The sequence below is a fragment of the Bacillus sp. FJAT-28004 genome, from assembly GCF_001280845.1.
Lineage (GTDB): Bacteria > Bacillota > Bacilli > Paenibacillales > Paenibacillaceae > Pristimantibacillus.
The window spans coordinates 3,537,041-3,560,356 of the sequence record NZ_LGHP01000001.1 but is presented as its reverse complement, the minus strand read 5'-3'; the positions used below and the strand labels follow the sequence as shown (position 1 = coordinate 3,560,356).

Genomic DNA, 23,316 nt, shown 5'->3' with positions numbered 1-23,316 from the left:
ACCTGTGGACTCATTTGATCTGGTAACAGTAGTAGTAGAGCGTAATGCCAGCAAATAAGGTGAGTCTGAGTTTAAGCGTTTGTCGAAGCAGAGCAGCACGCATATGAGCTAGCTAGATGGGACGGGAGTGGACTTTCTACTGCAGAAAGTGCAATAGAATGCAGCTAAATGGCCACTCGTAAGAGCTACATTGCATAAAATACAACAGAATGCCGCCAATTCATCGGAATTGGCGGCATTTTTGGCGATTCTATTGCACAAAGTGCAACGTAGCACATTAGCGGTTGTTTGTTGGGGTGTTGCATTGCAGAAAGTGCAATGTAGCGCATAAGTTGAGCTAAATGGGTCGTTTAGCGCAGCAGCGATAGGTCGAAGCTAGGCACAAGTCCTTCCTCAGCAGCGCGTCCAAGCAGCGCTGTTACCGCGGCATATCCGTCATCTCCTAGGTTCGCAGTAAAGTTATTTACGTAAAGATCGATATGTGCTTGAGCGACGTCCGGTGAGAGTTCCTGTGCATGCATCATAATATAGGAGCGAGAAACCTCAGGATTAGCCCATGCATATTCAACCGATGCGCGAACCCATTCAGTAATGGCATCCGTGTCTAGTGAACGCTTAGCGATGATTGCTCCAAGCGGAATAGGGAAACCTGTGTCGGACTCCCACCAGCTGCCCAGATCAGTCAGCATGCTGAGTCCATACGTGGGATAAGTGAAGCGTGCTTCATGGATAACAAGTCCTGCGTCCATTTGGCCATCGCGAACAGCAGGCATAATTTCGTGGAAGGGCATGACTACAATTTCGAGATCCCCGTTCGGAATATGCTGAGCAGCCCATAATCTGAACAACAGGTAAGCGGTCGAGCGCTCACTGGGAACAGCGACTCGCTTACCTGCGAGATCAGCAGCGCTTTTTATTTCTCCTGCGGTTAATACGAGCGGTCCGCAGCCTCTGCCCAGCGCGCCTCCGCAAGGCAATAGCTTATAATCTTCCAACACCCAAGGCAATGCCGCATAAGAAATTTTCATGACTTCGGGGCCTTTGGATTTAGCAGCCCAATTATTCGTAATATCGATGTCGGCATAGGTAACATCCAGTTCAGGAGCGCCGGGAATAAGTCCGTGCGTCCAAGCGTGGAAAACGAAAGTATCATTTGGACATGGTGAATAAGCAATATTCATTCTAAAAAACCTCCCGTATGGCTTTACTAGCTGCTTCTAATGAGGCTAATGCTTCTCCAATGCGCCAAGCCGAGCGATCCCGTGGTCCAACCGCATTGGAGATCGCGCGAATTTCAGTAACTGGAATGCCAAGTCCAGAGGCTGCTACAGCAACGCCATGCCCCTCCATCCCTTCGGCAGCCGCACCGCTAATACGTTTGATTAGCGCAGCAGTGGTCTCTGCAGTACCTGTTGCTGTTGTTACGGTAAGAATAGCGCCGCTGCAAACCGATAAACCATCCGATTGAATTGCATTATACAAACGATCATTCCAAGTGGCGCTTACGGGAATACGTGCTGAACCGAACCCCAGCTCGTCCAAACTAAGGAAGCCATCCTGCGTCTCGGCGCCCAAGTCAGCAGCAACAATCAGATCGGCAACGACCAATGAGCCAATCTCTGCTTTTGGAGCAAAACCGCCGCCAATGCCAGCGCTTATGACTAGATCGTAATCGTCAGTTGCTGCAGTTAAGAAGGTAGCTGTGCTAGCTGCCGCTGCTGCTGCACCGACTCCAGCCGTAATGACGTCAACACCTTGTAGTCCTTGTAACCCACGAACAACCGCTTCGCGCTCGGCATCAACAGCTGTTACGATTAGCACTCGTTTTCTGTTATTGCGCCATTCCTCATGAGAAGCATGTATAGAATCGGTATGCGAATTTAATATCATAATGACGTAAACTCCTTTAGTAGCCTTAACGACTAGCCTGCAACTATCGTATCATTCACTAGATTATTGATGCAAATCTGAACCTAACCAATCGTGATTTTGCCTTCAGGGAAGCGGTAAAGCTCCTTTTTGGAACGTGTGTTAAGCGCAAAAGCCAACGTGACAGGTCCTAACCGTCCGACAAACATAAGCAGAATAATAATTATTTTACCAATATCACTTAAGTGGCTCGTTAGTCCCGCTGACATGCCAACCGTACAGTAGGCAGAGGTAGCTTCAAACAATATAGCCAGAAAGGATCCTGTCTCCGTTATGGAGAGAATCATGGTCGCCCCGCAAATGATCGAGAAAGCAATCATTGTGAACATAATAGCCTGATGAATTTGAGTTTTGGAAATGCGATAACGGAACAAGACGACATCTTCTCTTCCCCTCATCATCGCAACGATTGCGCCAATGAGAATGGCAAAGGTCGTTACTCGAATACCACCGCCCGTTGAGCCGGGACCCGCACCGATAAACATGAGCAGGACGATGAAAAACTGTGTAACCTCTCGCAGTTGGCTAGGATCAATCGTACTCAGACCAGCTGAACGAGCTGTAACGGATTGAAATAAAGCGCCGAGAGTCTTTCCGATAACCGTCAAAGGCTGAAGCGTGTTGGTATTAGAAAACTCAAGTGCAAAAATAACGATCGCGCCCACTGCGGTAAGAATACCGGTTACGGACAAGACGACTTTACTATGTAAGCTGAGCTTTCTGTTTTTTGGATAGGTTACGAGCTCTGATATGACGATAAACCCAATTCCGCCAAAGAAAATCAGCAGCATGGATACGATATTTACGAACGGGTCCTCCACGTAATGGATCAGACTGCTTGCTCGTTCGGGAAACTGCGAGAACAAATCAAAGCCTGCATTGTTAAAAAAAGAAATACTATGGAAAATGCCAAAATAAATTGACTTACCGATCGGCATTTCCAGCATAAAATAGCCGCTAAGCAATACGGCGCCAGTTAACTCGATGACAAGGGCATAAAGTAAAACTTTACGAATCATGCGCACGATGCCTTCTGTGGAGCCGTAGTTCATCGATTCTTGCAGCACAAGACGTTCGCGAAACGAAATCCGCTTGCGAAACAGTAAAGCAAATAAGGTTGCCATCGTCATAAAGCCTAATCCCCCGATTTGAGCTAATACGATGATGACAACCTGACCGAATGTGGAGAAATGAGTGCCTGTGTTTAGTACTGTAAGCCCTGTAACGCAAGTAGCGCTGGTCGACATAAACAAAGCATCCAAATAAGAAAGCGAAACGTCATTCGTATAAGATATAGGCTGTGATAGGAGCTGGGCACCGATCAATATAAGAAATATAAAGCCGAAGGTCATCACTTGCGGAGGACTTGGCCGAAAACGCAAAATGTTGCGCAAAGCAGCAAATTTAAACATGAAGTCATCCCACCTATCTCTTTCATGCTAGTATGGTTATTTATCTTGGTTTGCATGTACACGCTCTTGGCTCGACAAATGTACGGCGTTCCGTCCGCTATTTTTGGAGAGGTAGAGGGCAACGTCTGCTTCACTTATCAGTGCCTCTAACGGAACATCGACGGTTTTTGCCTCTGCGACTCCAAAGCTGGCTGTCATTGCTATCGCTCTGGACGCGCTATAGAGTGGGTTTCCAGCGATGGATGCTCGAATCTGTTCAGCAGCTTGTCCCGCTTGCAAAAGCGATGTATTCGGCAAGCTGATCGCGAATTCTTCGCCGCCGTAACGTCCGAATAAAGCATCAGCCGGGAGCGCTTGCTGGCAGATCATCACGACGTGCTGAAGAGCAAAATCGCCTAAGCTATGCCCATATTGGTCATTGATTTGCTTGAAATAGTCGATATCAAACAAAATAAACGAAAGCGGCTGCTTGGTTTGATGGGCGGAGGCGAGCAGTTGTCTGCTTTTTTCCATAAAAGAAGTACGATTATAAATTGAGGTGAGCCCATCGATTTCCGCAAGGTGACGCAGCTTATTCTGAAGCAGCGTATGCTCTGTAACATCGATCATAACGATAGTTCTGCCTGCAAGCTGGCCATTCGGCTTCAATAGGTTGGAGGCTCTTATCCGATAGTAGAACGTTTCTCCGCCTCGAATCCACTTGAACTCCTGCTCATACTCTCCGGTTTCGTCCATCCCAAAGGAAAAGGCGCCGGATTCGGCTCCACGCTTCCAGATGTGATCGAGCTTTTGACCAATCGCTAGAGGAGTGAGCGCTGGGATAATCGTCGTGGCCGCGCCATTAAAATCCATGATTTGGTTTTCTAAATTAAGAACGAGAACGCCGTCACGCATACTCTCAAAGATATGTTCCCGTGCTATAGGTGCAACGGTCAGCAGTGCAGTAGAGAAGATGGATGTGACATACAAAATGGACGTAATGCACATTAGGACCGGAACAGGATCCATCCCATGTGGAGTAAGTCCAAGTACGTACAATAACGCTCCAAGCATAGGGAGCGAGATGCCTATGGCGAGCGTAATCATTTGTTTGCGATAAATGGACTTCGTCTTCTGCCAGTAGCGTGCCAATATAAACAAGCTGACTAACATAGACCCAAAGGTATAGCCGCCATGTACGTAATACCAAATACCAGGTATCACATCCACCATCACTGTTGTTTCTTGAGGCCGCACATATAATGTTTTATAAAAGAGATGGTGAAACTCGTTTGTCGAGACCATTAGCAGAGTAATGGCTGGAATGAAGAATAAGCCCCACGATTTTTTGATTTTGTTGAATTTATCCAGCCCAACATAGTGCATAATGAGCAGCAGGCTGCAAGGGGCGATAAAGGGCATGCCTATGTATTCAATATTTATCCAAAATCGAATTTCCTGAAGCGAGTCGCTGGCAAGCTCAAACGCAAAGGCAAAAGTGTAAACCGCGGACAGAACGGTCATCCACATAAATACGTTCATGCCTGAAAATTTAGTCTTGTTGTAATAAGCATATATGGCAAGCAGCACGCTAAGAACGCCTGAAATAATGACAACAATAATATACTGTGACACAGGGGAATTCATAGTCATAACATTAGTGACTCCCAATGTAGCGGAATGATAAGACGTACTTATTTATAAAATCTTTCGATAGGTAAAGGGCTACGGACACATTTTACCATAGTAATTTAATTTTCTACAAAATTATATAAAACTGGACAGCTGGGGAAATTCCCTAGCTGTCCGCTGGCAATGTTATTTCAACGCAAGTGCCGGAACCAAGCTCGCTGTGGAACACAATTGTACCCTTGTGAGCGGCAATAATCTGCTGGCTTACCATAAGGCCTAGCCCATTTCCGCTCGTTTTTTTCGTAAAGAAAGGTTCTCCTAGGCGTTGCAAGTCACTTTCAGCAATTCCGCAGCCTTGATCGATAAACTGCAGGATGATTTCATCATTTGCAGCGCACTCTACCTTGACGGTAAGAACGCCGCCGCCGGTCATTGACTCTATGCCGTTTTTCATGATGTTTACGAAAACCTGTTTTAACTGATTGGCCTCGCCAATAACCTCAGGAAGCTCGGCTTCCGCAAGCAGCGCGAGCTGAACGTTGCTCATCTTCGCTTCTGAATCAAGCAGCATCATAATATCGCCAACGAGGCGAATGATGTTCACCGGCTGATAGCTGGTGGCTTGCGGCTTAGCGAATACGAGAAACTCACTCACAATCATATTGATCTGATCGAGCTCGTTAAGCATGATCTCAAGATGAGCAGGCGATAACGATCCGGTCTGCTTGTGGAGCTGTACAAAACCTCGCAGTGTGGTAAGCGGATTACGTACCTCATGTGCAACGCCTGCTGCAATTTGGCCTACGACAGATAGTTTCTCAGAGCGCCTAATGATCTCCTCCGTTTGCTTACGGGAAGTAATATTCCGAGAAATAGTAGCAATCGCAATAATAGTGCCAAGCTCGTCGCGAATAGGAGAAATGGTGATGCTTAGATCGATGAGATTGCCGGACTTGGTGTATCGGACCGTTTCATAGTCGGTAACGGAGCCGCCTCGCAGTACAGTAGCCTCGAGCTCTTTGTGCGAGCTCAAGTAGTCGCGCGGAACGTTATCTAGCGGTATGCCTAGAACTTCTTCTTGATTCCATCCGTACATTTTTTCGAAAGCGATGTTGACCTGAATAACATGGCCTTCCAGATCCGTCACGTGAATGGCATCCGATGTATGATTGACGAATGATTCCAAATATTGCTTCGTGCTTTGCAGCTCTTCCGCCGCAGCTTTAAGTTGAGTTGTATAATGATTTAGATTACTGCCCATCGTATCGACGCGAGAGGCAAGCAATCCTAATTCATCCTCGCTGCGAATCGTAATGACTTCCCCAAAATCGCCTGAAGCAATCGCATTTACTTTTCGCATAACTTGATTGAGACCGCGCAACATGAAGCCTGCTATGAAATAGCTCGCAATCAGTGTAATAAAGACGAGCCCCAAAGAGATGACAAATTGCATAATCAGCAACTGATTAACAGGTTTTTGAATGGCTTTCTGATCAAACACGACGCTAAAAACATAGTTTTTGTTCATTTTTTTAATTGGAATGAAGTTTTTGATGACCGGAACACCATTGATATTTCTTTTGACCGTGAGGGCTTTGCCGGTTTTACTTACTTGTTGAATATTCAAAAAATCGTTAGGTTGATCCTGATAGTTATAGTCGCCAAACGGGATTGCCCGAACGTCCAAATTGTAAACGGGAATGCCTTGTTTGTATTTGATAATTTTGTCCTTGCCGTAAAACTCAAGGTCGAATCCGGTAACTTCCAAAATATCGGACTGATCGGCAATGATTTTATTAACAATCGCGTCTGTCCCGATGGTGTAGTCGAAATCAAGCAGTACCTGAGCGTTAACGTAGGGATTGATCATATAGTTTGTCGAGCCGTCATAATAAGACCCCCACTTACGAATTTCTGACGGATCTGAGGTTGAGAAATTAAATGGTCCCGACCAGAAATTTTTGAGCTTCTGTCCCTGCACAATGTCTACTTCATGTTTGTCGAACAGCTGTAGAAAGGCAACATGCCAATAATCCCATGTTTTTGAACTCAAGTTGATTTCATTGGGATCAGAAGAACGCATGGCGATAACATCGTTGCCAAAGCGCTGCCATAAGGTAATATGATCGACGCCAAGCTGCGCGCTAAGCTTAACGAGCTGCTTGTTTGTCACATTTTTAATATCCGGATCGAGCTCAGCTTTAGCCGCAAGAGAGGCGATACGCAGCTTATCACCGAGCGTGTTCTCCATATACTGTCGAGCGTTCTCCGATGCCTCCACAGTGATGCTTATTTGTTTAGCAATATTAGTAAACTGAGCCTCAAGATTAGCTTCAGCCTCTTTTTTGGTTGTGAAGTAATAGAGCAAAGTACTTAATATTAGTATGACAGCTACTATTACGGATATGGAGAAGGATAGCTTAGCTTTTATAGACAAAAATGATTCCTCCCATGGTCTAAGATGCTCCTACTACAATTAGACACGGAACGACAGAAATCCTGTTTAGACGCACAGAAAAAAGGAGAAACAACAAACGTTTCTCCTTTTTTCGGCGATACGGGTTTTAGTACCTATGAACAAACGCTCGTAGTCTTGTGCCGACTATGCACGTGAGAACTGCTCTTCTTCTAAGTACTGCAAGGCTTCCTCGTACGTTTCGAAAGCTGATTCTAGATTCAAGTCGGCATATAAATACCAAAGATCTTCTTCAAACAGCAGGGTAAGCACGGCGTTATCGGGTCCGATCCAACGCTCTTCCTGCGGAGCCTTGCGTTTATTCTTTTTCTTCGATTCCGGTTTCTCCGGTGGTGCGATAGCAAGAGAACGGATTGATTTCTCAATAAGCGAGCGAAGCTCATCCTCGCTGAAATCACGAATATTGACTAGGCCTTTATCGTCGGTTGTTACACCAGGAACCAAGCCGGCAAAAACATAACCGTTTCCGTTCGGATGCAGATGGTGCACGACCGACTTTTTCTCATGCGCGCTCTCTTCGTAGTGGAAGTTAGTGCGGCCAAGAGAAACGTCCTTCCGTTCTAATTCAGGAAAGCCTTCAATAATAGCAAGCTTTTGTTCAAAAGACAGCATCTTTCATTTCCTCCTAAAGGTTTGCGAAGCAAACCACTTCGTAAGCATAAACCTAGGTTTGCGAAGCAAACCACTTCGTAAGCATAATCTAAGGTTTGCGAAGCAAACCACTTCGTAAGCATATGCACAGGTTTGCGATGCATGTGATTATACCATACCACAGGAGGAGTTGTTATATGTCTTTCTTCTTCGTCAGCAGGATGATAGCGCCGGCGAGAATAAGTATGATAGCAATGATCGGTTGGCTAAGTAGAAACTTGCTGTAGAGGGAACCAATCGAGAAGACGGCGAAGAAGAGCAGAGATAACACGGTCAAAATGTTAATTGGAATAAGCAACCATTTGTTGCGATTTCCGAACCAATAAAATTCGAACAAGCCTATGGCAACGGCGAGAATAAAGCCCGGCCACATGTACCCCCAATTGTTGAATAGCATGGCGATCTGACAAACGACCCCTGCGGTAAACAAGATGCCTCCCGGTATTAATAGGCCAGATCCGCGTCTGCCGATCATGGAGAAGTACAGCCAGTGAAAGAAAAGTCCGACCGGTATGACGAATAACGATGGCCAGAAGTAGGCAAATATTTTGCCTGGGCCGAATTCTTCGCCTTGGTTTAGAAATAAGACAGCTCCGAGCAGCAGGAGGACAAACCCGCTAATGGTTTTTAGTTTCATCGTTCTAGAGCACCCCAATCAACGTTTTATTAGCTTATTTCAGCATAGCATACATTGAAATTAACTGTCCTCCTGCTGTAGGTAAAACGGCTAACTGGACTAAAGTCCAGTATTAACTCCTCCCAATACATAGGGGTTGTCAGTGCTGGATTAAAATTTGACGCTCAGAGGCATTTATAGAATAAGCATCATCCATTTGGTCTGGGAGTATACTTAGTCGCTCAGATAGCCGATTGCCCTCAAAGGCCATCATAAAGGGAATACCGAGTATTGCTAAAATAACGAGAAGAACGCCGGTATGGCGCAGTTTGCGCAGCCAAGGCCGGTAAACGGGCGGTGCTTCTGCAGCAAGCTGATTGCGATGAGTTTGAAGCATCCAGACCATACAAGCAATAAACATAAAAAATGTTGTCGTCATCGTCACCGTAGACCAGCGGAATGAATTAGGCGGCATTAAAGCAAAGTAAAGCAATGCTAATGAGAATAGCGGTGCTAGTTGAAACGGAACGATTAATACGGGATCAGACGCTTGGCGGCGGCGGGCAACATCATTATCCAGCTGTGTCCGGGCATTCGTTCGCTGCATGAGCCTGCGTATTTTCGGATAGGAGCCAAACCAAATGAGGAGGAAAGGAATAATGGCAAACGGTGTGTGAATGAGCAGACGTTGTGTCCAAAATTGTGGATGCGTCATCGAAGCAAGCATCAAATCAGCTGCGGCCATCCCTGCCGTAAGCAGGCTTAAGGAAACAGACCAAAATAACAGTTTTCGCGTTTTGTGATAAAGCTGCTGCTCCGTTTGGTTATATGCGAGTTTTGACGCTTTGGCCGCAGCTATTAATGAAAAAATCACGTATAGCATTAACGTACCTAATTCCAAATGAATCCATAAATGATACATCGAGTGAGCCCCCTGAAAAGATTGATTGCAACGAATACAACGACATCGTAGTTATTAGTCGATATTCATCTTATCTAGTTCATCAGCTATGTAAAACCGCCGTAAGTCGGAACGAAGTACTAGACCTCTGGCGGGGAAAAAAGTCGAAAAAAAGCAAAAGGAATCGAACATTACAAAAAGCGAAAATAGTTCCTATGAAACGACATTTTACACCTCTTGTTTAGTTCTATGAAAGCGCTATTATTAAGGTAATAAGAAGTAGGAGGTGAATAAACATGAGCCAAGAAGAAGAAGTAGTTCAAGAAGGCGCGGAAGAAACCGCAGAACTGATTTCGGAAGAGGCTCCAGCTGAAGAAGTAGTAGAAGCTGTTGAGGCTGAACTGGAAGAAGAAGCGGAAGAAGCTGCTGCTGCCATTGAGGAAGAATCCTCTGAGGAAGCAGAAGAAGAGTCAGCTGAGGAAGAAGCAGCTGAGGAAGAGTCTGAAGAGCAATAATGATATCTATCATTTTATATTATAAAGAGGAAGACTGTTCGAAGGTTGCCTTGGCGACCTGAGTGCAGTCTTTTTTTATAGGCATAAAATGACAGTTTTTAATAGTAGAATGGGCCTATTTTCAAAAGAGATAAAGGAATGCGTTTACATAAGATCTACCAACATTTAATTCGTGTAAAACTGCGATTCTAGCGTGCAATAAGCCATTTTATATGCTACGATACCTTGTGCTTTACTTTTCATATTAGAAGAAGGTGACAACATGACAACAGCAGAGGCTGGTAATGGAACAGGGCAACGGGATCAGAAAGGCTTAAACTTATTTTTTCTGACATGGCCCATATTTTTGGAAATCTTTTTGTTTATGCTCATGGGTATTGCAGATACGCTGATGCTGAGCGCGATTTCGGATAATGCTGTATCTGGCGTCGGAGCATCAAATCAATATTTGCATATAGCGATCTTACTATTAGAGGTAATCGGCAACGGGGCATCCATTGTAGTTGCGCAATATATCGGCTCTCGCAAGTTTGTAGAAGCAGCGAAAATATCAGCGCTTGCTATTACGCTCAATCTAGTAGTCGGGATATTTATAAGTCTTATGTTCGTGTTGTTCGGTGGACATTTGTTGCAGACGTTGAATTTGCAAGGTGAGATACTTGAACATGCGAAGAGCTATCTATCGATTGTAGGCGGAATGATCTTCCTTCAAGCGATAATTAACTCCATATCCGCAATTATTCGTGTACACGGTTTTACAAAGGAAGCGATGTTCGTATCGCTAGGTATGAATATCGTTCATATCATCGGCAACTATTTGCTTATTTTCGGGAAATTTGGTTTTCCGGAGATGGGCGTTCAAGGCGCAGCGCTGTCATCGGTAATTAGTCGTGGTTTGGCGCTCATCGTCTTTTTCTGGATGCTGTATCGGATTATGTCGGTGCGGATTGAGATCCATTACTATTATGAGCTATCCAAGGAGTATATTTTAAAAATACTGAGAATCGGCATTCCGTCTGCTCTGGAGCAGGTGATGTACCAGACTTGCCAAATAGTGTTTTTATATTATGCGACGTATCTTGGGGCTGCTTCATTGGCTGCCAAAAATTATGCCAACAACATTTCGATGTTTACATATCTATTCGCGTTCGCGATCGGTATGGGAACGGCGATCATCGTAGGCAGGATGGTCGGTGCAGGCGAGCAAACGATTGCCTATCGCCAAGTATGGAGAAGCGTACGCTGGGCAAGCATTGTAACTTTGATCGCCGTATTGCTCGTGATATTGTTCCGTGAGCCGCTCATGCGGATGTTTACGGACGATGAGGAAATTGTTCGGCTAGGCATAAACGTGCTGCTGCTGAGCATCGTACTGGAGACCGGCCGTACGATTAATATCGTGCTTATCAATTCACTGCGTGCGTCAGGCGATGCGAAGTACCCTCTGTATATCGGAATGGGTTCTATGGTCGCAATGAGCTTGCCGCTCGGCTACTTCTTCGTATTCCAGCTTGATTTGGGCTTAGCTGGCATTTGGCTGGCAATTGCAGCGGATGAATGGCTGCGCGCGGTTATTATGTTCTTCCGGTGGAAGAGCAGAAAATGGGAAAAATATGGGCTCGTCAAGCGTGACAATAAGGAGAAATCCTCAGTATTGCAAGGATAAAAATAAGCTAGGACGCCAGAGAAGTTGCTTCAACTTCTCTGGCGTCTTTTTTTTGTAAATACAATTGACAAAAATAGGTTTAAACAATAATATATACATATTATAAGTTAGTTGATTTTAAAAAGTAAGTTAATAATAAATTATACATAGGAGGAATTTTAAAATGGCAAAATCACAATGGACGGTTGATTCCACGCACAGCAGTATCGATTTCTCGGTAAAACATATGATGATCGCAAAAGTAAAAGGTGCTTTTCATGCTTTTGAAGCCAATATCTCCGCTGACGCGCATGACCTGACTTCGGCTGACATCCAGCTTACGATTGACCTCGAAAGCGTGGATACACGCAACAAAGATCGTGATGCACATTTGCGCAACAGTGATTTTTTTGATATCGAGCAGTTTCCAAAGCTCGTATTTACATCAACAGCAATCACAAAAACAGACAACGGTGAGTATTCCGTACTTGGGGATGTGAACCTTCACGGTGTGACGCGTTCCGAGAAATTTGCTGTTAGCTTCGAAGGTGCAGGCAAAGATCCTTGGGGCAACGATAAAGTAGGCTTTAGCGCGACAGGCAGCCTGAAGCGCAGTGACTACGGCTTAACGTATAATACTGCTCTCGAAACAGGCGGCGTACTCATTGGCGACGAAGTGAAGATCTCCATCGATATTGAAGCGATTCAACAAGGCTAATATAAATAGAAGTACATCTAATTAAACGGCTTATCGGGCGATTGCCCCGGTAGGCCGTTTTTTGTTGCCGTAAAACGCTTTCAGCGGTAGGATAAGAAAAGGAATAGCTAGTAAGGGTAAGGGGACATGTTTAATGGAGCCTAATGCTTCAACACATATACGAAACATCGGAATATTTGCTCACGTAGATGCAGGAAAGACAACCACAACAGAACAGATTTTATTCCATAGCGGACGCATTCGATCGCTTGGCAGTGTGGATGCGGGGACGGCGCAGACGGATTTTCTTGAAGTGGAACGATCAAGGGGTATATCGGTACGTGCAGCTGCAACTCGTTTCTCTTGGCAGGGTGTAACCATTAATTTGATTGATACCCCGGGTCATGTCGATTTTCTCTCGGAGGTCGAGCGTTCACTTCGCGTCATGGATGGAGCGGTACTTATTTTGTCAGCGGTGGAGGGTGTACAGGCGCAGACAGAAGTCATTTGGCATGCCTTACGGGAGAGAAATATTCCTACGCTTATTTATGTGAACAAGATGGACCGAATCGGAGCCGATCCATTAGGAACGATCCAGCAAATCAGGCGGTTGCTATCCAATCAAGCAGCGCCGGTTCAGGCCCCGCTTGGTATCGAAGATAGCTTTAGCGGTGCAGTTAGCTTGCTTGGGGCTGGAACAGCGGAGAGTGAGACGGAGGAAGCCCAGATCTATTTGCAGCAGCTGGAGGAAACCATGGCAGAGCACGATGAATCACTGCTTCTGCAATATTTGGATAGCGGCACGCTGCCGAAAGCGGAGCTGAATCAACGGCTGCCTGCGCTTACACAGCGTGGTGAGCTGTTTCCGATTCTTTTTGGCGCATCGAATCGTGGGATAGGTATCGAGCCGCTCATGCAAGCGATGATTACACTGCTGCCTCCACCCAAAATCGTCTCAGAAGGTCCGGTGTCGGGTGTTGTCTTCCGTATCGAGCGTGATGCGGCGATGGGTAGAATCGCTTATGTTCGCCTATACAGCGGCATCATTCGCAATCGTGATTCCGTCCGCAATGAGACGCAGCAGATCGAGGAGAAAATTACACAGATTCGCAAAATCGATGGGCAGAAGGCCGAGGATGTGGGACTGCTCGCGGCAGGAGATATTGCAGCTGTTTGCGGCTGGACTCAGGCACGCATTGGCGACATTATAGGCAGCGCAGAATATGTGCCTGGTGAGACGCGGATGGCCGTACCGCTGCTGACGGTACAGGTGCGCTGGAGCAACGAAGCCGAATATCCGGCTGTCGTTGCGGCGCTGCATGAGCTTGCGGATGAGGATCCGCTGCTCGATTTACAATGGCTGCAGGATCAGCGCGAGCTGCATCTGAAAGTAATGGGGCCGATTCAGATTGAGGTGCTTACGCATGTGCTGAACAATCGGTACGGCCTAAAGGCTGAATTCGATCAGCCGTCTGTCATTTATAAAGAGACGCCTGCTCAAACAGGCGAGGGTTTCATTGCCTACACAATGCCGAAGCCATGCTGGGCAATACTGCGGTTTTATATTGAGCCCGGTGAACGGGGGAGCGGAATAACGTTCAGCTCTGTTGTTCGCTCGGAGCGTCTGCTTGACCGCTATCAGAACGAGGTAGCAAGAAGTGTACCTGAAGCGCTGCAGCAGGGGCTTTTTGGCTGGGAAGTAACGGATATTAAGGTTACTCTCGTCGAGGGTGAGCATCATGTGTGGCATACCCATCCGCTTGATTTTGCGGTAGCAACGCCGATGGGCATTATGGATGGTTTATCACGTATTGGGGTAAAGCTGCTGGAGCCTATGCTGTCCTTCCGCCTCTCTGTTCCGGAAGAGACGGGTGGCAAGCTGATGAATGAGCTCATTCTGATGCGGGGTGAGTTTGACACGCCAGTCGTCAGGCAGGAACGAATGGAAATCGAAGGGATCATTCCTGTGGCTACGTCGCTTGAGTTTCCTGCGAGGTTCGGATCGCTTACAAAGGGCAGAGGCGCGCTGGCAACCTTCTTCGCCGGATATCGCGAATGTCCGCCTGATGTAAAGGCGGAACGGGTAAGGCGAGGTGTCAACCCGCTGGATCAGTCGAAATATATATTAGCTGTTCGTAATGCGCTTGCCGGCTCTTAGCCGCAAGCGTTTTTTTGTTCATTTATAACGGATAAGGCATATAACTAGGAAGATATGGGTGGAAAAATCGAGCAAAGCAATTTAATATAAGGTAATATATGGGTGATTATAGTGAAATGCGTTGACCATAAGGGAGGATTCCAATGATCAAACGTTCCCTTGAAGAAATCATAAACATGGCTGAAGGTTATGCGTGGCAAGAAACGCTGCATGCATCAGGCTTTTGAGGGGGGTGCAGTCGCTTCCTTATGGTAAGCAGACCATACACCGCCTCCAGAAGGATTGCCGATTATTATAGTAAAAGATACGTTAAAAGCGCTGCAAAGCATCGCCAAGGTATATCGAAGCCAATTAAATTGGAGTGTCTGCGAATACTTCGTAAAGATGATGTCGTTTTAGTTAAAGGATCTCGAGGTATGAAGCTGGAAGAGGTCTGTCACCTTCTAAGTAATGAGTAGCGATAGGCTGAAGGAGAGGGTTTTATGTTAAAAAGAGTGAAGGAGCTCCCAACGGACAAAAGAATTGCTGGCATACACAGTATTCCTTTGCTTGATGATGGGTCGATCGTGATGGTATGGGATCGCAACGAACAAACACTAACGACGGTTGGCGGCAGAATCGAACCGGGCGAGAGTATAGACGAGGCGTTAGATCGGGAGACGGTGGAGGAAGCCGGCCTGTTATTGATGCCAAAGAGAATACCTTTTGCCTGCTGGTATTGGACGGAAACAGATACGTATACTGTATTTGTTATCGCTAAGGTTCATAGCTTTGTTCCTATGCCGGAAGGGTTTGAGACCACTGGCCGCGTTACCTTTAATTTTGAAACGGCTAAGCAAGTTGTGAATCGAATAGAGGGGCATGGTGAACGTATCCATATTTTGGACTACGCCGAAGAACTTGCCTCTCAGATATTCACAAACACTTAATCGTTTAACGATAAAATGAGGTTGATATAAACGAGTGTTGGCTGTCGATCATAACGGATTGGCAGCTTTATTTGTTAACGGTGATCCAAATGCAACTCTCTCTCTTTTTTTTCGTCTAATTAAGGTACAATGCAGGGAGGTGCAACCATTTGAGGAAGTTTATGTTTTTATTTAGCGTTTTTTTCGCAGTAAGTACATTGGTTGCTTTAGGGTCGGCACATGCGGATTGGGCACATCGCTTTGTTGTGAACGACGGCAAGTCTTATATCATTTCGGACACTTGGGTGGAATCATCGCAAATTGGCGATAAAATCGGAAAGGTAACCTCCTATTCAGATGAAGAAGGGACTTACTCTGGCAACTTCTCAAACTTTTATCCGAAGGGAACGGAATACTACGCAATCAAGGATATAGATATTAATGAGGCCATTGCGATAAAGGCAGACGATGGTTCTTTCATTAAGGCAGTGTATGGGAGCGAATATGAGGGAAAAGCATTCAGCTTTAAAAAGGTGCTTTTTTATGTAGGTGGCATATTTTTGTTGATTATAGCTATTTTGCTTGTGAAAAATAATTGGAGACGAAATTAGAATGGTTTGGCCAAATAAATCGTCTTGAGAAGAGGTTGATACGATGAGCACAAAACATTATTTTGCGATCTGGCTGGTTATCCTATTTTTTGAATTAGGGTACCTGTTCGATTTAACCCACCGTGTCCACAATTCAGAAGATACTTTAGTTGTTATCGTGGTTATTGCCGTTACGCTTGTCGTTGGCAATGCCTTTATAAAAAGTGTAAAAAAATAATGGCTCCGTCCGGATAGAGGGAATGGCATGATACGTAAAGTAGCTTCAGTATTGATGGGGCTCCTATTTTATCGCTCTCCTGTATTTAATTTCTCTGATGATGAAATCAAGGAATATGAAAAGTTGTATTCGGACGCCGTTCGCAATAAGTCTGAAATTATGTATTCCAGCACTTATCCTAAGTTCCGTTTTGTACAGTATATAGCAATGACGAAGCCCGTAATTATGCACGGGTCAAATCATAAAAATATTGAACAATTCGAGTTGAGAAGACAGACACTTTTTAACGGTAAATATGTGGACGCTGTATTTGGCACAAAAGATGGCATCTGGCCGTTGTTTTATGCTGTTTTTGATCGGAGTAAATTGGTAGGAAACTTTCGAAATGCATGTTTAAAAGTGAATGCATCTAGTAAATATTATTTCTTCTCGTTAACCAGCGACACTATGAATAAAGCCCCATGGAGAAGTGGATGGTGTACTTTCTACCACAGGAACCGTTTAGATTGGTTAGTCATTCGATCGTTTCATTTGACGAGTGGATAAGCGAAGCGCCGGTTCAACCTATTACAAAAATAGAAATAGATCCTCAGGATTTTTATTTCATAAATAAGGTTGCAAGCCATAATGCAGAGGAATCGATTTTCACCTCATGGTTTTTCTATAAAAGCAGAATTAAGCGAAGTGCGAGGGGAATTTTATGACGATTATACAAATAGAAGGTGCAAGTGCAGTTGGCAAGACGACGACCTCTAGCGCGTTAGCATTAAACTACGATGGTTATCATATTCCCGAAGTGAATACGTGGTGGAAACGCCCTGAGCATGAGTATCCTGAATGGTTCTTTGAACGTCAGCTTGATCGCTTTAGAATAGCACAGGAGAAATGCAGGGATCATCGTTTTGTTGTTATTGACATCGATCTATTTCAGCCGTTCTGGTACAACTGGGCTTTTGGATTTACTCTCTTTGACGGACAGTCGCTTGATTTCATAACGGATTATTACCGTAAGCAATTGCTTGCTCGTAAGATTGGATTTCCAGATAAATATTATTTATTAAATATAAATGAAGCTGAGCTGCGTAGACGCAAGGAGGGAGACACGACCAGAGGACGAGGAGGATTTGAAATGCATTTAACTTTTATTGAACCGCAGAGGCATTACTTTGAAGCGCTAAATTCATTTAATCCGGGTTTGGTTAGTTTCATTGAATCCGTGTCGGTTGAAGACAATGTAAAACAAATTGTTGAGACAATGCCGGCTGGGAACAAAGAACATATGTACTCTATAGAGCTGTTTAATTTTATGACGAGTTGGCTGCGTGAAAATAAAGCTTCTGATTTTTTAAGAGGATAATAGGGAGGTCAAAGTATATTCATTCCAATTACGCGATTAGAAAAGAGGATAATATGCGGATTCGACAGGCGACGATTGATGATGTACCTGGTATCTCTCATGTTCATGTAGCGAGCTGGAAAACCACCTACAAGGGGATAATCTCGGATGAATATTTGTCCAAGCTCAGTGTCGAAAGCCGTATTAACAATTGGAATTGGGTATTTAATCGTTCGAATCCCGATGAAGTGATTTACGTTATGGAAAGTGATGATGGAGCAATAGTTGGGTTCGCAAACGGTGGGAAGTGCAGGAGTGAGCAATATCACTACGACTCAGAGCTTTACTCCATATACTTGCTCGAAGAATACCAGGGACTGGGATATGGAAAAGCGCTGTTTTCCGCTGTGGTCAATCATTTGAAACGACACCATTACCAATCATTAATGGTATGGGTTTTAGAGAAAAATTGTGCAACAGCCTTTTATTACAGATTGGGTGCGGAGGCTTTTACGAAAAAAGATATCCAAATTGGTAATGACACCGTTACCGAATTAGGGCTTGGCTGGAATGAGCTTCTGTAACTTATTTCCTTTTTAATACGTCATAGCAGTTAAAGGGGCGATGTTATGAGGAAAATCATTATAATCGTTTGTATGATGTGTTTAGTGGTTACAGGATGTACTTACGGCGGAGGTTCGAATGAGCAAAACGATGCAACGATAACGTTAGAACAAATAAAGAACGTATTCAAAAAACATGGCATCCCGTTAACCGAAAAAACCGATATCAATCCGGATGCTGTATTTTCGAGAGCCTATAACGATATTAAACCGGAGCAATTTAGCTATAATACTAGTCAGAATATCAGTATTTATATGTATTCATCAAGCAAAGAGGCTAAAAAGGGATTAGAGGATTTCGCTGGTAGTTGGGCAGCAGCGGATTTGGAGCCATATCGTTCACACCATGTAGCAAATGTGCTGTTTTTTTATGGAACGGAAACTACGTTGGGAGAGGATAAAGTAACAATGGCGGTTGAGGTGTTAAAGTCTCTTACGAAGGAATAGAAAAAGGATTCATACCAAACAGTCCACGATATGATGACAAGGTGGACTGTTTTTTTGTACATTTAATCTACAATCGGCGTCTATTTCTTTACGGTACCTACTAAGGGTTAACGGCAATAATGCCGTATACCTGAGGCTCCTCGGCCGATGCGCCAAACCAAAGCTCACCGTCTCCGACCATCACCCCTTGATCGCGAACGAACAAATCCTCAACCTTCTGCGCGGCTAGCGCCTCTTTCACGGACTTGGTCATGATTAAATCATATTTCTCAATAAATTCCGCTTTGGACGTAATTTCCATAGGCGTTTTCCCGTTTACACGAAGCGGCAGTAGCACTAGCTCTGCAACTGCATCTTTCTCATCAGCGGCAACAGCTGCCTTAGCCGCCTCGAACATTTTGATAAAAGCCTGGGGATCATTAATGCCTGCAGCAGCGAAGGGATTATCCGCCTCGGATACAGCGTTCGTTTCTTCGTCTAGATTAGCGGGTGCGATTGCAGCGGAATCCGGATTAGGCGGAGCACCCATTTCGCTCGTTCCTGTTTGTCCGCAGCCAGCTAATAAGGTCATCGTGATTCCAAAAGCAGCGAAAGACGCAAAACCTTTTTGTCTTCTATTCTTACGCGGTATTGTCGTCGTCCCATTCAGCATGAGGAGCCTCCTTCGTGAAGGGCTTGCTTGATCCGGCCCATCTTTATGTCTCCTTATTATTTTAAACGAGTCGCCGTGTTCTCAACCATAAACCTTGAAAAACACATCAGCGTCGCCGCAGGTTTCCTTTGTGGAATCGTTTTATTAGAAAGAAAACGGTAACCATTACTGCAGCAACAACTAGGGGAATCATAATAAAATTGACTATTTTATTCATCTTTTTATATTCAGCAATATCTTCAAGATCGTAACTCGCAAGCGATAATGGTTTTGTTCCCCCACACCAAGTATCTGTAGCGATCTCACCTGGTTCATACTTGTATAAATAATTGCTTTTCGTTGTTTGATAAGCATATACAAGATAGTCTGTGCCTTCAGTAAAATCACTGCCGACAGTCGTTACAACGGTTACTTTATCGGTGGAAGTGCCTTTCAATGTCGATTTCACTTCAAAGGTTGTCCTGCTTTTGGGATTCATACCGCCTGTGTCCTCATAGGAGGTCTCCATGGCTTTTGCAATATATACAAAATCATGCCTTTTAAACAATTGCTTGGGCTCATCGCTCTCCATACATGACCATGCGAAGCTTTTAGATGGTGTAGTCATAAGAAATAGGGATACAGATACGAGTAAAATGAGAAGAGTGCTGATCCATTTCATTAACACCACGCCTCATTTCTTTCTAATATAAGAAAAGACCAGTACTCCTTGCTCATTTTATAATAGTACCCAGCGCTTCTGCATCCTCTTTAGTCGTTTTTTTATAAGAATGAGTACCGCTTATATAAATCTCAGCAATATCGTTCGTAAACCAAATTTCATATAATACCGCTTTTGCTTCTGAGCCATCTGTAGGCTGGAAATGAACTTTGTAATCGGCGGATCGTGACATCTCGAATTTAACTTTTTCCCATTCTCCTTCTTGTAAAATGCTTTTAACGGTAGAAACGGATTTCTCCTCGTTAATTTCCTTATGGTCCTCGTATCGGTTTTCCATTCCGACTCTTTTTTGAATGATTAATTTATCATTTGATTTTTGAATCGATTCCGTAAGCGGCTCGTTCTTTACTTGCTCTGAATTAATGGTTAAAGCGTTGTTTCCTTCCGAGCTCTCACACCCCACCAGCCCAAACATGATGAGTACGAATGTAAATAGAAGACTATATCTCAATACATGCCCTCCCTTCTTCTTATCATTTATTGACTGTTAAAAAGTGGATAAAGTTGCATGCAAGGTTTTCTAAAAGAGTGAATTGGAATTTAATTTCCACAATGGCACTTGTGTTGGTCTCATATAATATGTTATATTACTACAAAATTAATTATCGGATCACGCCAGTGAAGAGAATCCAACTCGGAGGCGTTCTCGTCAAGGGGAGGGAAGCACCTTCCCCCTAAGTTTACCGGGCCCGCCCGTTATCGCGGAACAAAGAGGATTGAACAGTGCGTCTGTTTGGTCAATTTGGGTGGCACCGCGAGTAAAAAACGCTCCTCGTCCCATAGGGATGAAGGGCGTTTTTTGTGTTTTTCTAATGAAAAGGAGCGCGGGTGACATGTTGGACATGAGATGGGTAAGGCAAAATCAGGAGCAGGTACAGACGGTGGCAAATCAGAAGGGGATACAGATTTCTATTGCTGAGCTGCTGCTCTGGGACGAGAAGAAACGTCAGTTGATGCAAGAGTCGGAAGCTTTGCGGGAAATTCGCAACAAGCTCTCGAATCATATTGGTACGCTGGTGAGGCAGGGTGCTCTGCCTGAAGTGGAGGAAACCAAGCAGAAGGTAAAGGAAACGAATGAGAAGCTGAGCACAGTAGAAGCGGAGCTTGCAACAGTAGAGCGGCATGCTACTGAGCTGCTGGAACTAGTACCTAACATCGTATCGCCAGACACGCCAGATGGACGATCGGATGCGGATAATGTTGAGCAGAGGCGTGTTGGCGAAGCCCCGAGTTTCCCATTCGAGCCGAAGGATCATATGGCGCTGGGCGAGCTTCACGATATGATTGATGTGCAGCGAGGCGTGAAAGCAGCAGGCAGTCGCAATTATTACTTGAAGGGGGCAGGCGTTCTGCTCCATCGCGCCGTGCAGCAGCTTGCTATCGATTTACTGCTGAAAAAAGGCTTCACACTGCTGGATGTGCCATTAATGGTCCGTACCGATGCGATGAATCACACTGGCTTTTTTCCACTCGGTGAGGATCAAACCTACCGGATTGCAGGCGATGAGAAGTGGCTGGTTGGCACCTCGGAGGTACCTATGGTTACCTATTATGCGGACGAAATTGTAGAGGTTGGAGCGCCAATTAAGCTGGCTGCTGCATCGGTATGCTTCCGCAGCGAGGTCGGATCGGCAGGCAGAGATGTTCATGGCCTTTACCGTGTACATCAGTTTGCAAAGGTCGAACAGGTCATTTTGTGTAAGGCTGATCCAGCGTTGTCGGAGTCGCTGCTGCAGGAAATAACGGCTAATGCAGAGGAACTGCTTCAGTTCCTTGAGCTGCCTTATAGGGTCATGGCGGTTTGCACGGGAGATATGTCGCAAAAAACGTATAAGCAGTACGATATCGAGACATGGATGCCAAGCAGGCAAGCATACGGGGAGACGCATTCGTCGTCGAACCTGCATGATTTTCAAGCACGCCGCTCGAATATACGCTACCGTGCCGAGGATGGCTCGTTAAAATTTTGCCATACACTGAACAACACAGCAGTGGCAAGCCCGCGTATCCTCATTCCGCTCATCGAGAACCATCAGGAGGAGGATGGCTCGATTCGTATCCCAGCCGCACTTCAGCCTTATATGAATGGCTTGCAGCGATTGACCATTTGAGTAAACCAATAAAATATTCTGCCATACGGGTAATTGGCAGATTGAGCAAGGAGCCTTGTATATGAAAGAAGGCTGGGAACGAACCGAGCAGCACATTTCTCTAGACCTCAAGCAACTAAATGAATTAATTAAACCTGCTCTTTCGGGAATACGGGTTATTACAGCGGAAAGATTAAGTACCGGCTTCAGCAATTCCAATTACAAAATCATTTTGGAGGGCAGCTCGACTCCCTATGTGGTTCGTTTGTTCCGTGGAGATGGAGAGATTGCACAAAAAGAGGCGGCTATTGCAAAGCTTGTACGAGAATCCGTTCCAGTAGCTGACTATATCTACCTTGATACAAGCTGCAGTACATTCGATAAAGCTTGGGCAGTGCTAGAGTGGAAAGAAGGTTTTCTTTTACGTGATGTGTTGAAAGCAGGAACTAGTGAGGATGTAGCAGCAGCTGCATCTTCTGTCGGCAGCGTGCTAGCACGTATTCATAGCTTCACGTTTCCGAAATCTGGATTTCTAGATAAGGACTTAACTGTCACTCAACCATTCCAAATGGACGACGGCCCGTTTATCTCTTTTATCGAACAATGTCTCTACAACAGCCCATGCGGTAAATGGCTAGGAGAGGAACTTACAGAGCAGGTATGGTCTTTCTGTCAAACACATCGCTCAATATTGCCCGAAAACATGGAACCGCCGGTGCTTGTACATTCGGATTTCAATGGTTTAAACATATTGATGCGAAATGAACGGGAAGGATGCTCTGTATCTGCTGTTCTTGACTGGGAATTCGCCTTTTCGTGGAGACGGCATGCTGATATTGCCAATATGCTGCGGTATGAGGAGGACGGCTCTTTATTTGAAAATCATTTTATCCGGTCTTATCAGGAAAATGGGGGAGTTCTTAATGGAAAATGGAAGCTTCTCTCGAGGCTTGAGGACCTTGTTGCCCTGTGCGACATGCTGAGTCATTCAACCGTTGATTCCCCTAATCGGGTTCGTGATCTTAAGCGCTTAATTGCCAGAACCGTTCAACGCTATTGATAGTAAACGTTTGATTGTGGGTTCAATTGTGATTGCAAAA

General features: G+C 45.0%; 24 protein-coding genes. 13 read left to right on the top strand and 11 right to left on the bottom strand.

The annotated features are described in order from the left end of the window. Nucleotides 1-350 precede the first annotated feature (350 nt). The 8 genes from AC787_RS15435 to AC787_RS15400 form a co-directional block, all read right to left on the bottom strand. Nucleotides 351-1,181, bottom strand: coding sequence for a 1,4-dihydroxy-6-naphthoate synthase (locus AC787_RS15435; RefSeq protein WP_054025591.1), 831 nt, complete (start codon nucleotides 1,179-1,181; stop codon nucleotides 351-353). 1 nt (nucleotide 1,182) lies between these two features. After that, on the bottom strand, nucleotides 1,183-1,890 hold the full coding sequence (locus AC787_RS15430) for a futalosine hydrolase (protein ID WP_054025590.1): 708 nt from the start codon (nucleotides 1,888-1,890) through the stop codon (nucleotides 1,183-1,185). An 83-nt stretch (nucleotides 1,891-1,973) separates the two neighbouring features. Continuing rightward, the gene (locus tag AC787_RS15425; protein ID WP_054025589.1) at nucleotides 1,974-3,341 is read right to left on the bottom strand and encodes a TrkH family potassium uptake protein; all 1,368 of its coding nucleotides are present in this window, start codon (nucleotides 3,339-3,341) and stop codon (nucleotides 1,974-1,976) included. 36 nt (nucleotides 3,342-3,377) lie between these two features. Next, nucleotides 3,378-4,973: a histidine kinase N-terminal 7TM domain-containing protein gene (locus AC787_RS15420; protein WP_054025588.1), complete on the bottom strand. Its 1,596-nt coding sequence runs from the start codon at nucleotides 4,971-4,973 to the stop codon at nucleotides 3,378-3,380. Nucleotides 4,974-5,118: 145 nt separating this feature from the next. Continuing rightward, nucleotides 5,119-7,389 carry an ATP-binding protein gene (locus AC787_RS15415; protein WP_054025587.1) on the bottom strand — a complete coding sequence of 757 codons (2,271 nt, stop codon included), beginning with the start codon at nucleotides 7,387-7,389 and terminating at the stop codon, nucleotides 5,119-5,121. A 165-nt stretch (nucleotides 7,390-7,554) separates the two neighbouring features. Beyond that, a complete protein-coding gene (locus AC787_RS15410) occupies nucleotides 7,555-8,040 on the bottom strand; it encodes a hypothetical protein (RefSeq protein WP_054025586.1) in 486 nt (161 codons plus the stop codon). Nucleotides 8,041-8,212: 172 nt separating this feature from the next. Continuing rightward, the gene (locus AC787_RS15405) at nucleotides 8,213-8,716 is read right to left on the bottom strand and encodes a hypothetical protein (protein WP_054025585.1); all 504 of its coding nucleotides are present in this window, start codon (nucleotides 8,714-8,716) and stop codon (nucleotides 8,213-8,215) included. Between the two features lie 139 nt (nucleotides 8,717-8,855). Next, nucleotides 8,856-9,617 (bottom strand): hypothetical protein, encoded by a 762-nt coding sequence (locus AC787_RS15400; RefSeq protein WP_054025584.1) that lies wholly within the window; start codon nucleotides 9,615-9,617, stop codon nucleotides 8,856-8,858. 275 nt (nucleotides 9,618-9,892) lie between these two features. Here AC787_RS15400 and AC787_RS15395 point away from each other — a divergent pair, with 275 nt between their 5' ends. From AC787_RS15395 to AC787_RS15345, 11 genes are all read left to right on the top strand, one after another. After that, the gene (locus AC787_RS15395; RefSeq protein ID WP_054025583.1) at nucleotides 9,893-10,111 is read left to right on the top strand and encodes a hypothetical protein; all 219 of its coding nucleotides are present in this window, start codon (nucleotides 9,893-9,895) and stop codon (nucleotides 10,109-10,111) included. 262 nt (nucleotides 10,112-10,373) lie between these two features. Beyond that, on the top strand, nucleotides 10,374-11,777 hold the full coding sequence (locus tag AC787_RS15390; protein WP_054025582.1) for an MATE family efflux transporter: 1,404 nt from the start codon (nucleotides 10,374-10,376) through the stop codon (nucleotides 11,775-11,777). 163 nt (nucleotides 11,778-11,940) lie between these two features. Continuing rightward, complete coding sequence (locus AC787_RS15385; RefSeq protein WP_054025581.1) at nucleotides 11,941-12,474, top strand: YceI family protein; 534 nt, start codon at nucleotides 11,941-11,943, stop codon at nucleotides 12,472-12,474. Between the two features lie 133 nt (nucleotides 12,475-12,607). Continuing rightward, nucleotides 12,608-14,611, top strand: a complete 2,004-nt coding sequence (locus AC787_RS15380) for a GTP-binding protein (RefSeq protein ID WP_054025580.1) — start codon at nucleotides 12,608-12,610, stop codon at nucleotides 14,609-14,611. A 482-nt stretch (nucleotides 14,612-15,093) separates the two neighbouring features. Further along, nucleotides 15,094-15,540, top strand: coding sequence for an NUDIX domain-containing protein (locus AC787_RS15370; RefSeq protein WP_054025578.1), 447 nt, complete (start codon nucleotides 15,094-15,096; stop codon nucleotides 15,538-15,540). A 149-nt stretch (nucleotides 15,541-15,689) separates the two neighbouring features. Beyond that, complete coding sequence (locus AC787_RS15365; RefSeq protein WP_235560987.1) at nucleotides 15,690-16,130, top strand: hypothetical protein; 441 nt, start codon at nucleotides 15,690-15,692, stop codon at nucleotides 16,128-16,130. Between the two features lie 43 nt (nucleotides 16,131-16,173). After that, entirely contained in the window at nucleotides 16,174-16,347 is a 174-nt protein-coding gene (locus AC787_RS34110; RefSeq protein WP_161807545.1) for a hypothetical protein, read from the top strand. Nucleotides 16,348-16,374: 27 nt separating this feature from the next. Then, a complete protein-coding gene (locus AC787_RS15360; protein ID WP_054025577.1) occupies nucleotides 16,375-16,893 on the top strand; it encodes a hypothetical protein in 519 nt (172 codons plus the stop codon). Nucleotides 16,894-17,047: 154 nt separating this feature from the next. Further along, entirely contained in the window at nucleotides 17,048-17,704 is a 657-nt protein-coding gene (locus AC787_RS15355) for a hypothetical protein (RefSeq protein ID WP_054025576.1), read from the top strand. Between the two features lie 53 nt (nucleotides 17,705-17,757). Then, entirely contained in the window at nucleotides 17,758-18,267 is a 510-nt protein-coding gene (locus tag AC787_RS15350; protein WP_054025575.1) for a GNAT family N-acetyltransferase, read from the top strand. A gap of 45 nt (nucleotides 18,268-18,312) precedes the next feature. Then, nucleotides 18,313-18,753 (top strand): hypothetical protein, encoded by a 441-nt coding sequence (locus AC787_RS15345; RefSeq protein WP_054025574.1) that lies wholly within the window; start codon nucleotides 18,313-18,315, stop codon nucleotides 18,751-18,753. A 100-nt stretch (nucleotides 18,754-18,853) separates the two neighbouring features. Here the strand turns inward: AC787_RS15345 and AC787_RS15340 are convergent, their stop codons facing one another. The 3 genes from AC787_RS15340 to AC787_RS15330 all read right to left on the bottom strand — a co-directional run bounded on the left by AC787_RS15340 (nucleotide 18,854) and on the right by AC787_RS15330 (nucleotide 20,577). Then, entirely contained in the window at nucleotides 18,854-19,405 is a 552-nt protein-coding gene (locus AC787_RS15340; RefSeq protein WP_054025573.1) for a hypothetical protein, read from the bottom strand. Nucleotides 19,406-19,511: 106 nt separating this feature from the next. Continuing rightward, complete coding sequence (locus AC787_RS15335) at nucleotides 19,512-20,066, bottom strand: hypothetical protein (RefSeq protein WP_054025572.1); 555 nt, start codon at nucleotides 20,064-20,066, stop codon at nucleotides 19,512-19,514. A 52-nt stretch (nucleotides 20,067-20,118) separates the two neighbouring features. Beyond that, nucleotides 20,119-20,577 carry a hypothetical protein gene (locus tag AC787_RS15330; protein ID WP_054025571.1) on the bottom strand — a complete coding sequence of 153 codons (459 nt, stop codon included), beginning with the start codon at nucleotides 20,575-20,577 and terminating at the stop codon, nucleotides 20,119-20,121. Nucleotides 20,578-20,959: 382 nt separating this feature from the next. Between AC787_RS15330 and serS the strand changes: the two genes are divergently transcribed. Continuing rightward, nucleotides 20,960-22,237 carry a serine--tRNA ligase gene (gene serS / locus AC787_RS15325; protein WP_054025570.1) on the top strand — a complete coding sequence of 426 codons (1,278 nt, stop codon included), beginning with the start codon at nucleotides 20,960-20,962 and terminating at the stop codon, nucleotides 22,235-22,237. Between the two features lie 61 nt (nucleotides 22,238-22,298). Then, nucleotides 22,299-23,276, top strand: a complete 978-nt coding sequence (locus AC787_RS15320; protein WP_054025569.1) for a phosphotransferase family protein — start codon at nucleotides 22,299-22,301, stop codon at nucleotides 23,274-23,276. The last annotated feature ends 40 nt before the right edge of the window (nucleotides 23,277-23,316 follow it).

Coding starts and splice junctions, on each gene's coding strand:
- AC787_RS15410 (WP_054025586.1), bottom strand. CDS start 8,040: ATGCTGTCTTTTGAACAAAAGCTTGCTATTATTGAAGGCTTTCCTGAA.
- AC787_RS15355 (WP_054025576.1), top strand. CDS start 17,048: ATGACGATTATACAAATAGAAGGTGCAAGTGCAGTTGGCAAGACGACG.
- AC787_RS15345 (WP_054025574.1), top strand. CDS start 18,313: ATGAGGAAAATCATTATAATCGTTTGTATGATGTGTTTAGTGGTTACA.
- AC787_RS15340 (WP_054025573.1), bottom strand. CDS start 19,405: ATGCTGAATGGGACGACGACAATACCGCGTAAGAATAGAAGACAAAAA.
- AC787_RS15425 (WP_054025589.1), bottom strand. CDS start 3,341: ATGTTTAAATTTGCTGCTTTGCGCAACATTTTGCGTTTTCGGCCAAGT.
- AC787_RS15335 (WP_054025572.1), bottom strand. CDS start 20,066: ATGAAATGGATCAGCACTCTTCTCATTTTACTCGTATCTGTATCCCTA.
- AC787_RS15420 (WP_054025588.1), bottom strand. CDS start 4,973: ATGACTATGAATTCCCCTGTGTCACAGTATATTATTGTTGTCATTATT.
- AC787_RS15395 (WP_054025583.1), top strand. CDS start 9,893: ATGAGCCAAGAAGAAGAAGTAGTTCAAGAAGGCGCGGAAGAAACCGCA.
- AC787_RS34110 (WP_161807545.1), top strand. CDS start 16,174: ATGAGCACAAAACATTATTTTGCGATCTGGCTGGTTATCCTATTTTTT.
- AC787_RS15350 (WP_054025575.1), top strand. CDS start 17,758: ATGCGGATTCGACAGGCGACGATTGATGATGTACCTGGTATCTCTCAT.
- AC787_RS15320 (WP_054025569.1), top strand. CDS start 22,299: ATGAAAGAAGGCTGGGAACGAACCGAGCAGCACATTTCTCTAGACCTC.
- serS (WP_054025570.1), top strand. CDS start 20,960: ATGTTGGACATGAGATGGGTAAGGCAAAATCAGGAGCAGGTACAGACG.
- AC787_RS15400 (WP_054025584.1), bottom strand. CDS start 9,617: ATGTATCATTTATGGATTCATTTGGAATTAGGTACGTTAATGCTATAC.
- AC787_RS15435 (WP_054025591.1), bottom strand. CDS start 1,181: ATGAATATTGCTTATTCACCATGTCCAAATGATACTTTCGTTTTCCAC.
- AC787_RS15380 (WP_054025580.1), top strand. CDS start 12,608: ATGGAGCCTAATGCTTCAACACATATACGAAACATCGGAATATTTGCT.
- AC787_RS15390 (WP_054025582.1), top strand. CDS start 10,374: ATGACAACAGCAGAGGCTGGTAATGGAACAGGGCAACGGGATCAGAAA.
- AC787_RS15360 (WP_054025577.1), top strand. CDS start 16,375: ATGATACGTAAAGTAGCTTCAGTATTGATGGGGCTCCTATTTTATCGC.
- AC787_RS15405 (WP_054025585.1), bottom strand. CDS start 8,716: ATGAAACTAAAAACCATTAGCGGGTTTGTCCTCCTGCTGCTCGGAGCT.
- AC787_RS15385 (WP_054025581.1), top strand. CDS start 11,941: ATGGCAAAATCACAATGGACGGTTGATTCCACGCACAGCAGTATCGAT.
- AC787_RS15370 (WP_054025578.1), top strand. CDS start 15,094: ATGTTAAAAAGAGTGAAGGAGCTCCCAACGGACAAAAGAATTGCTGGC.
- AC787_RS15430 (WP_054025590.1), bottom strand. CDS start 1,890: ATGATATTAAATTCGCATACCGATTCTATACATGCTTCTCATGAGGAA.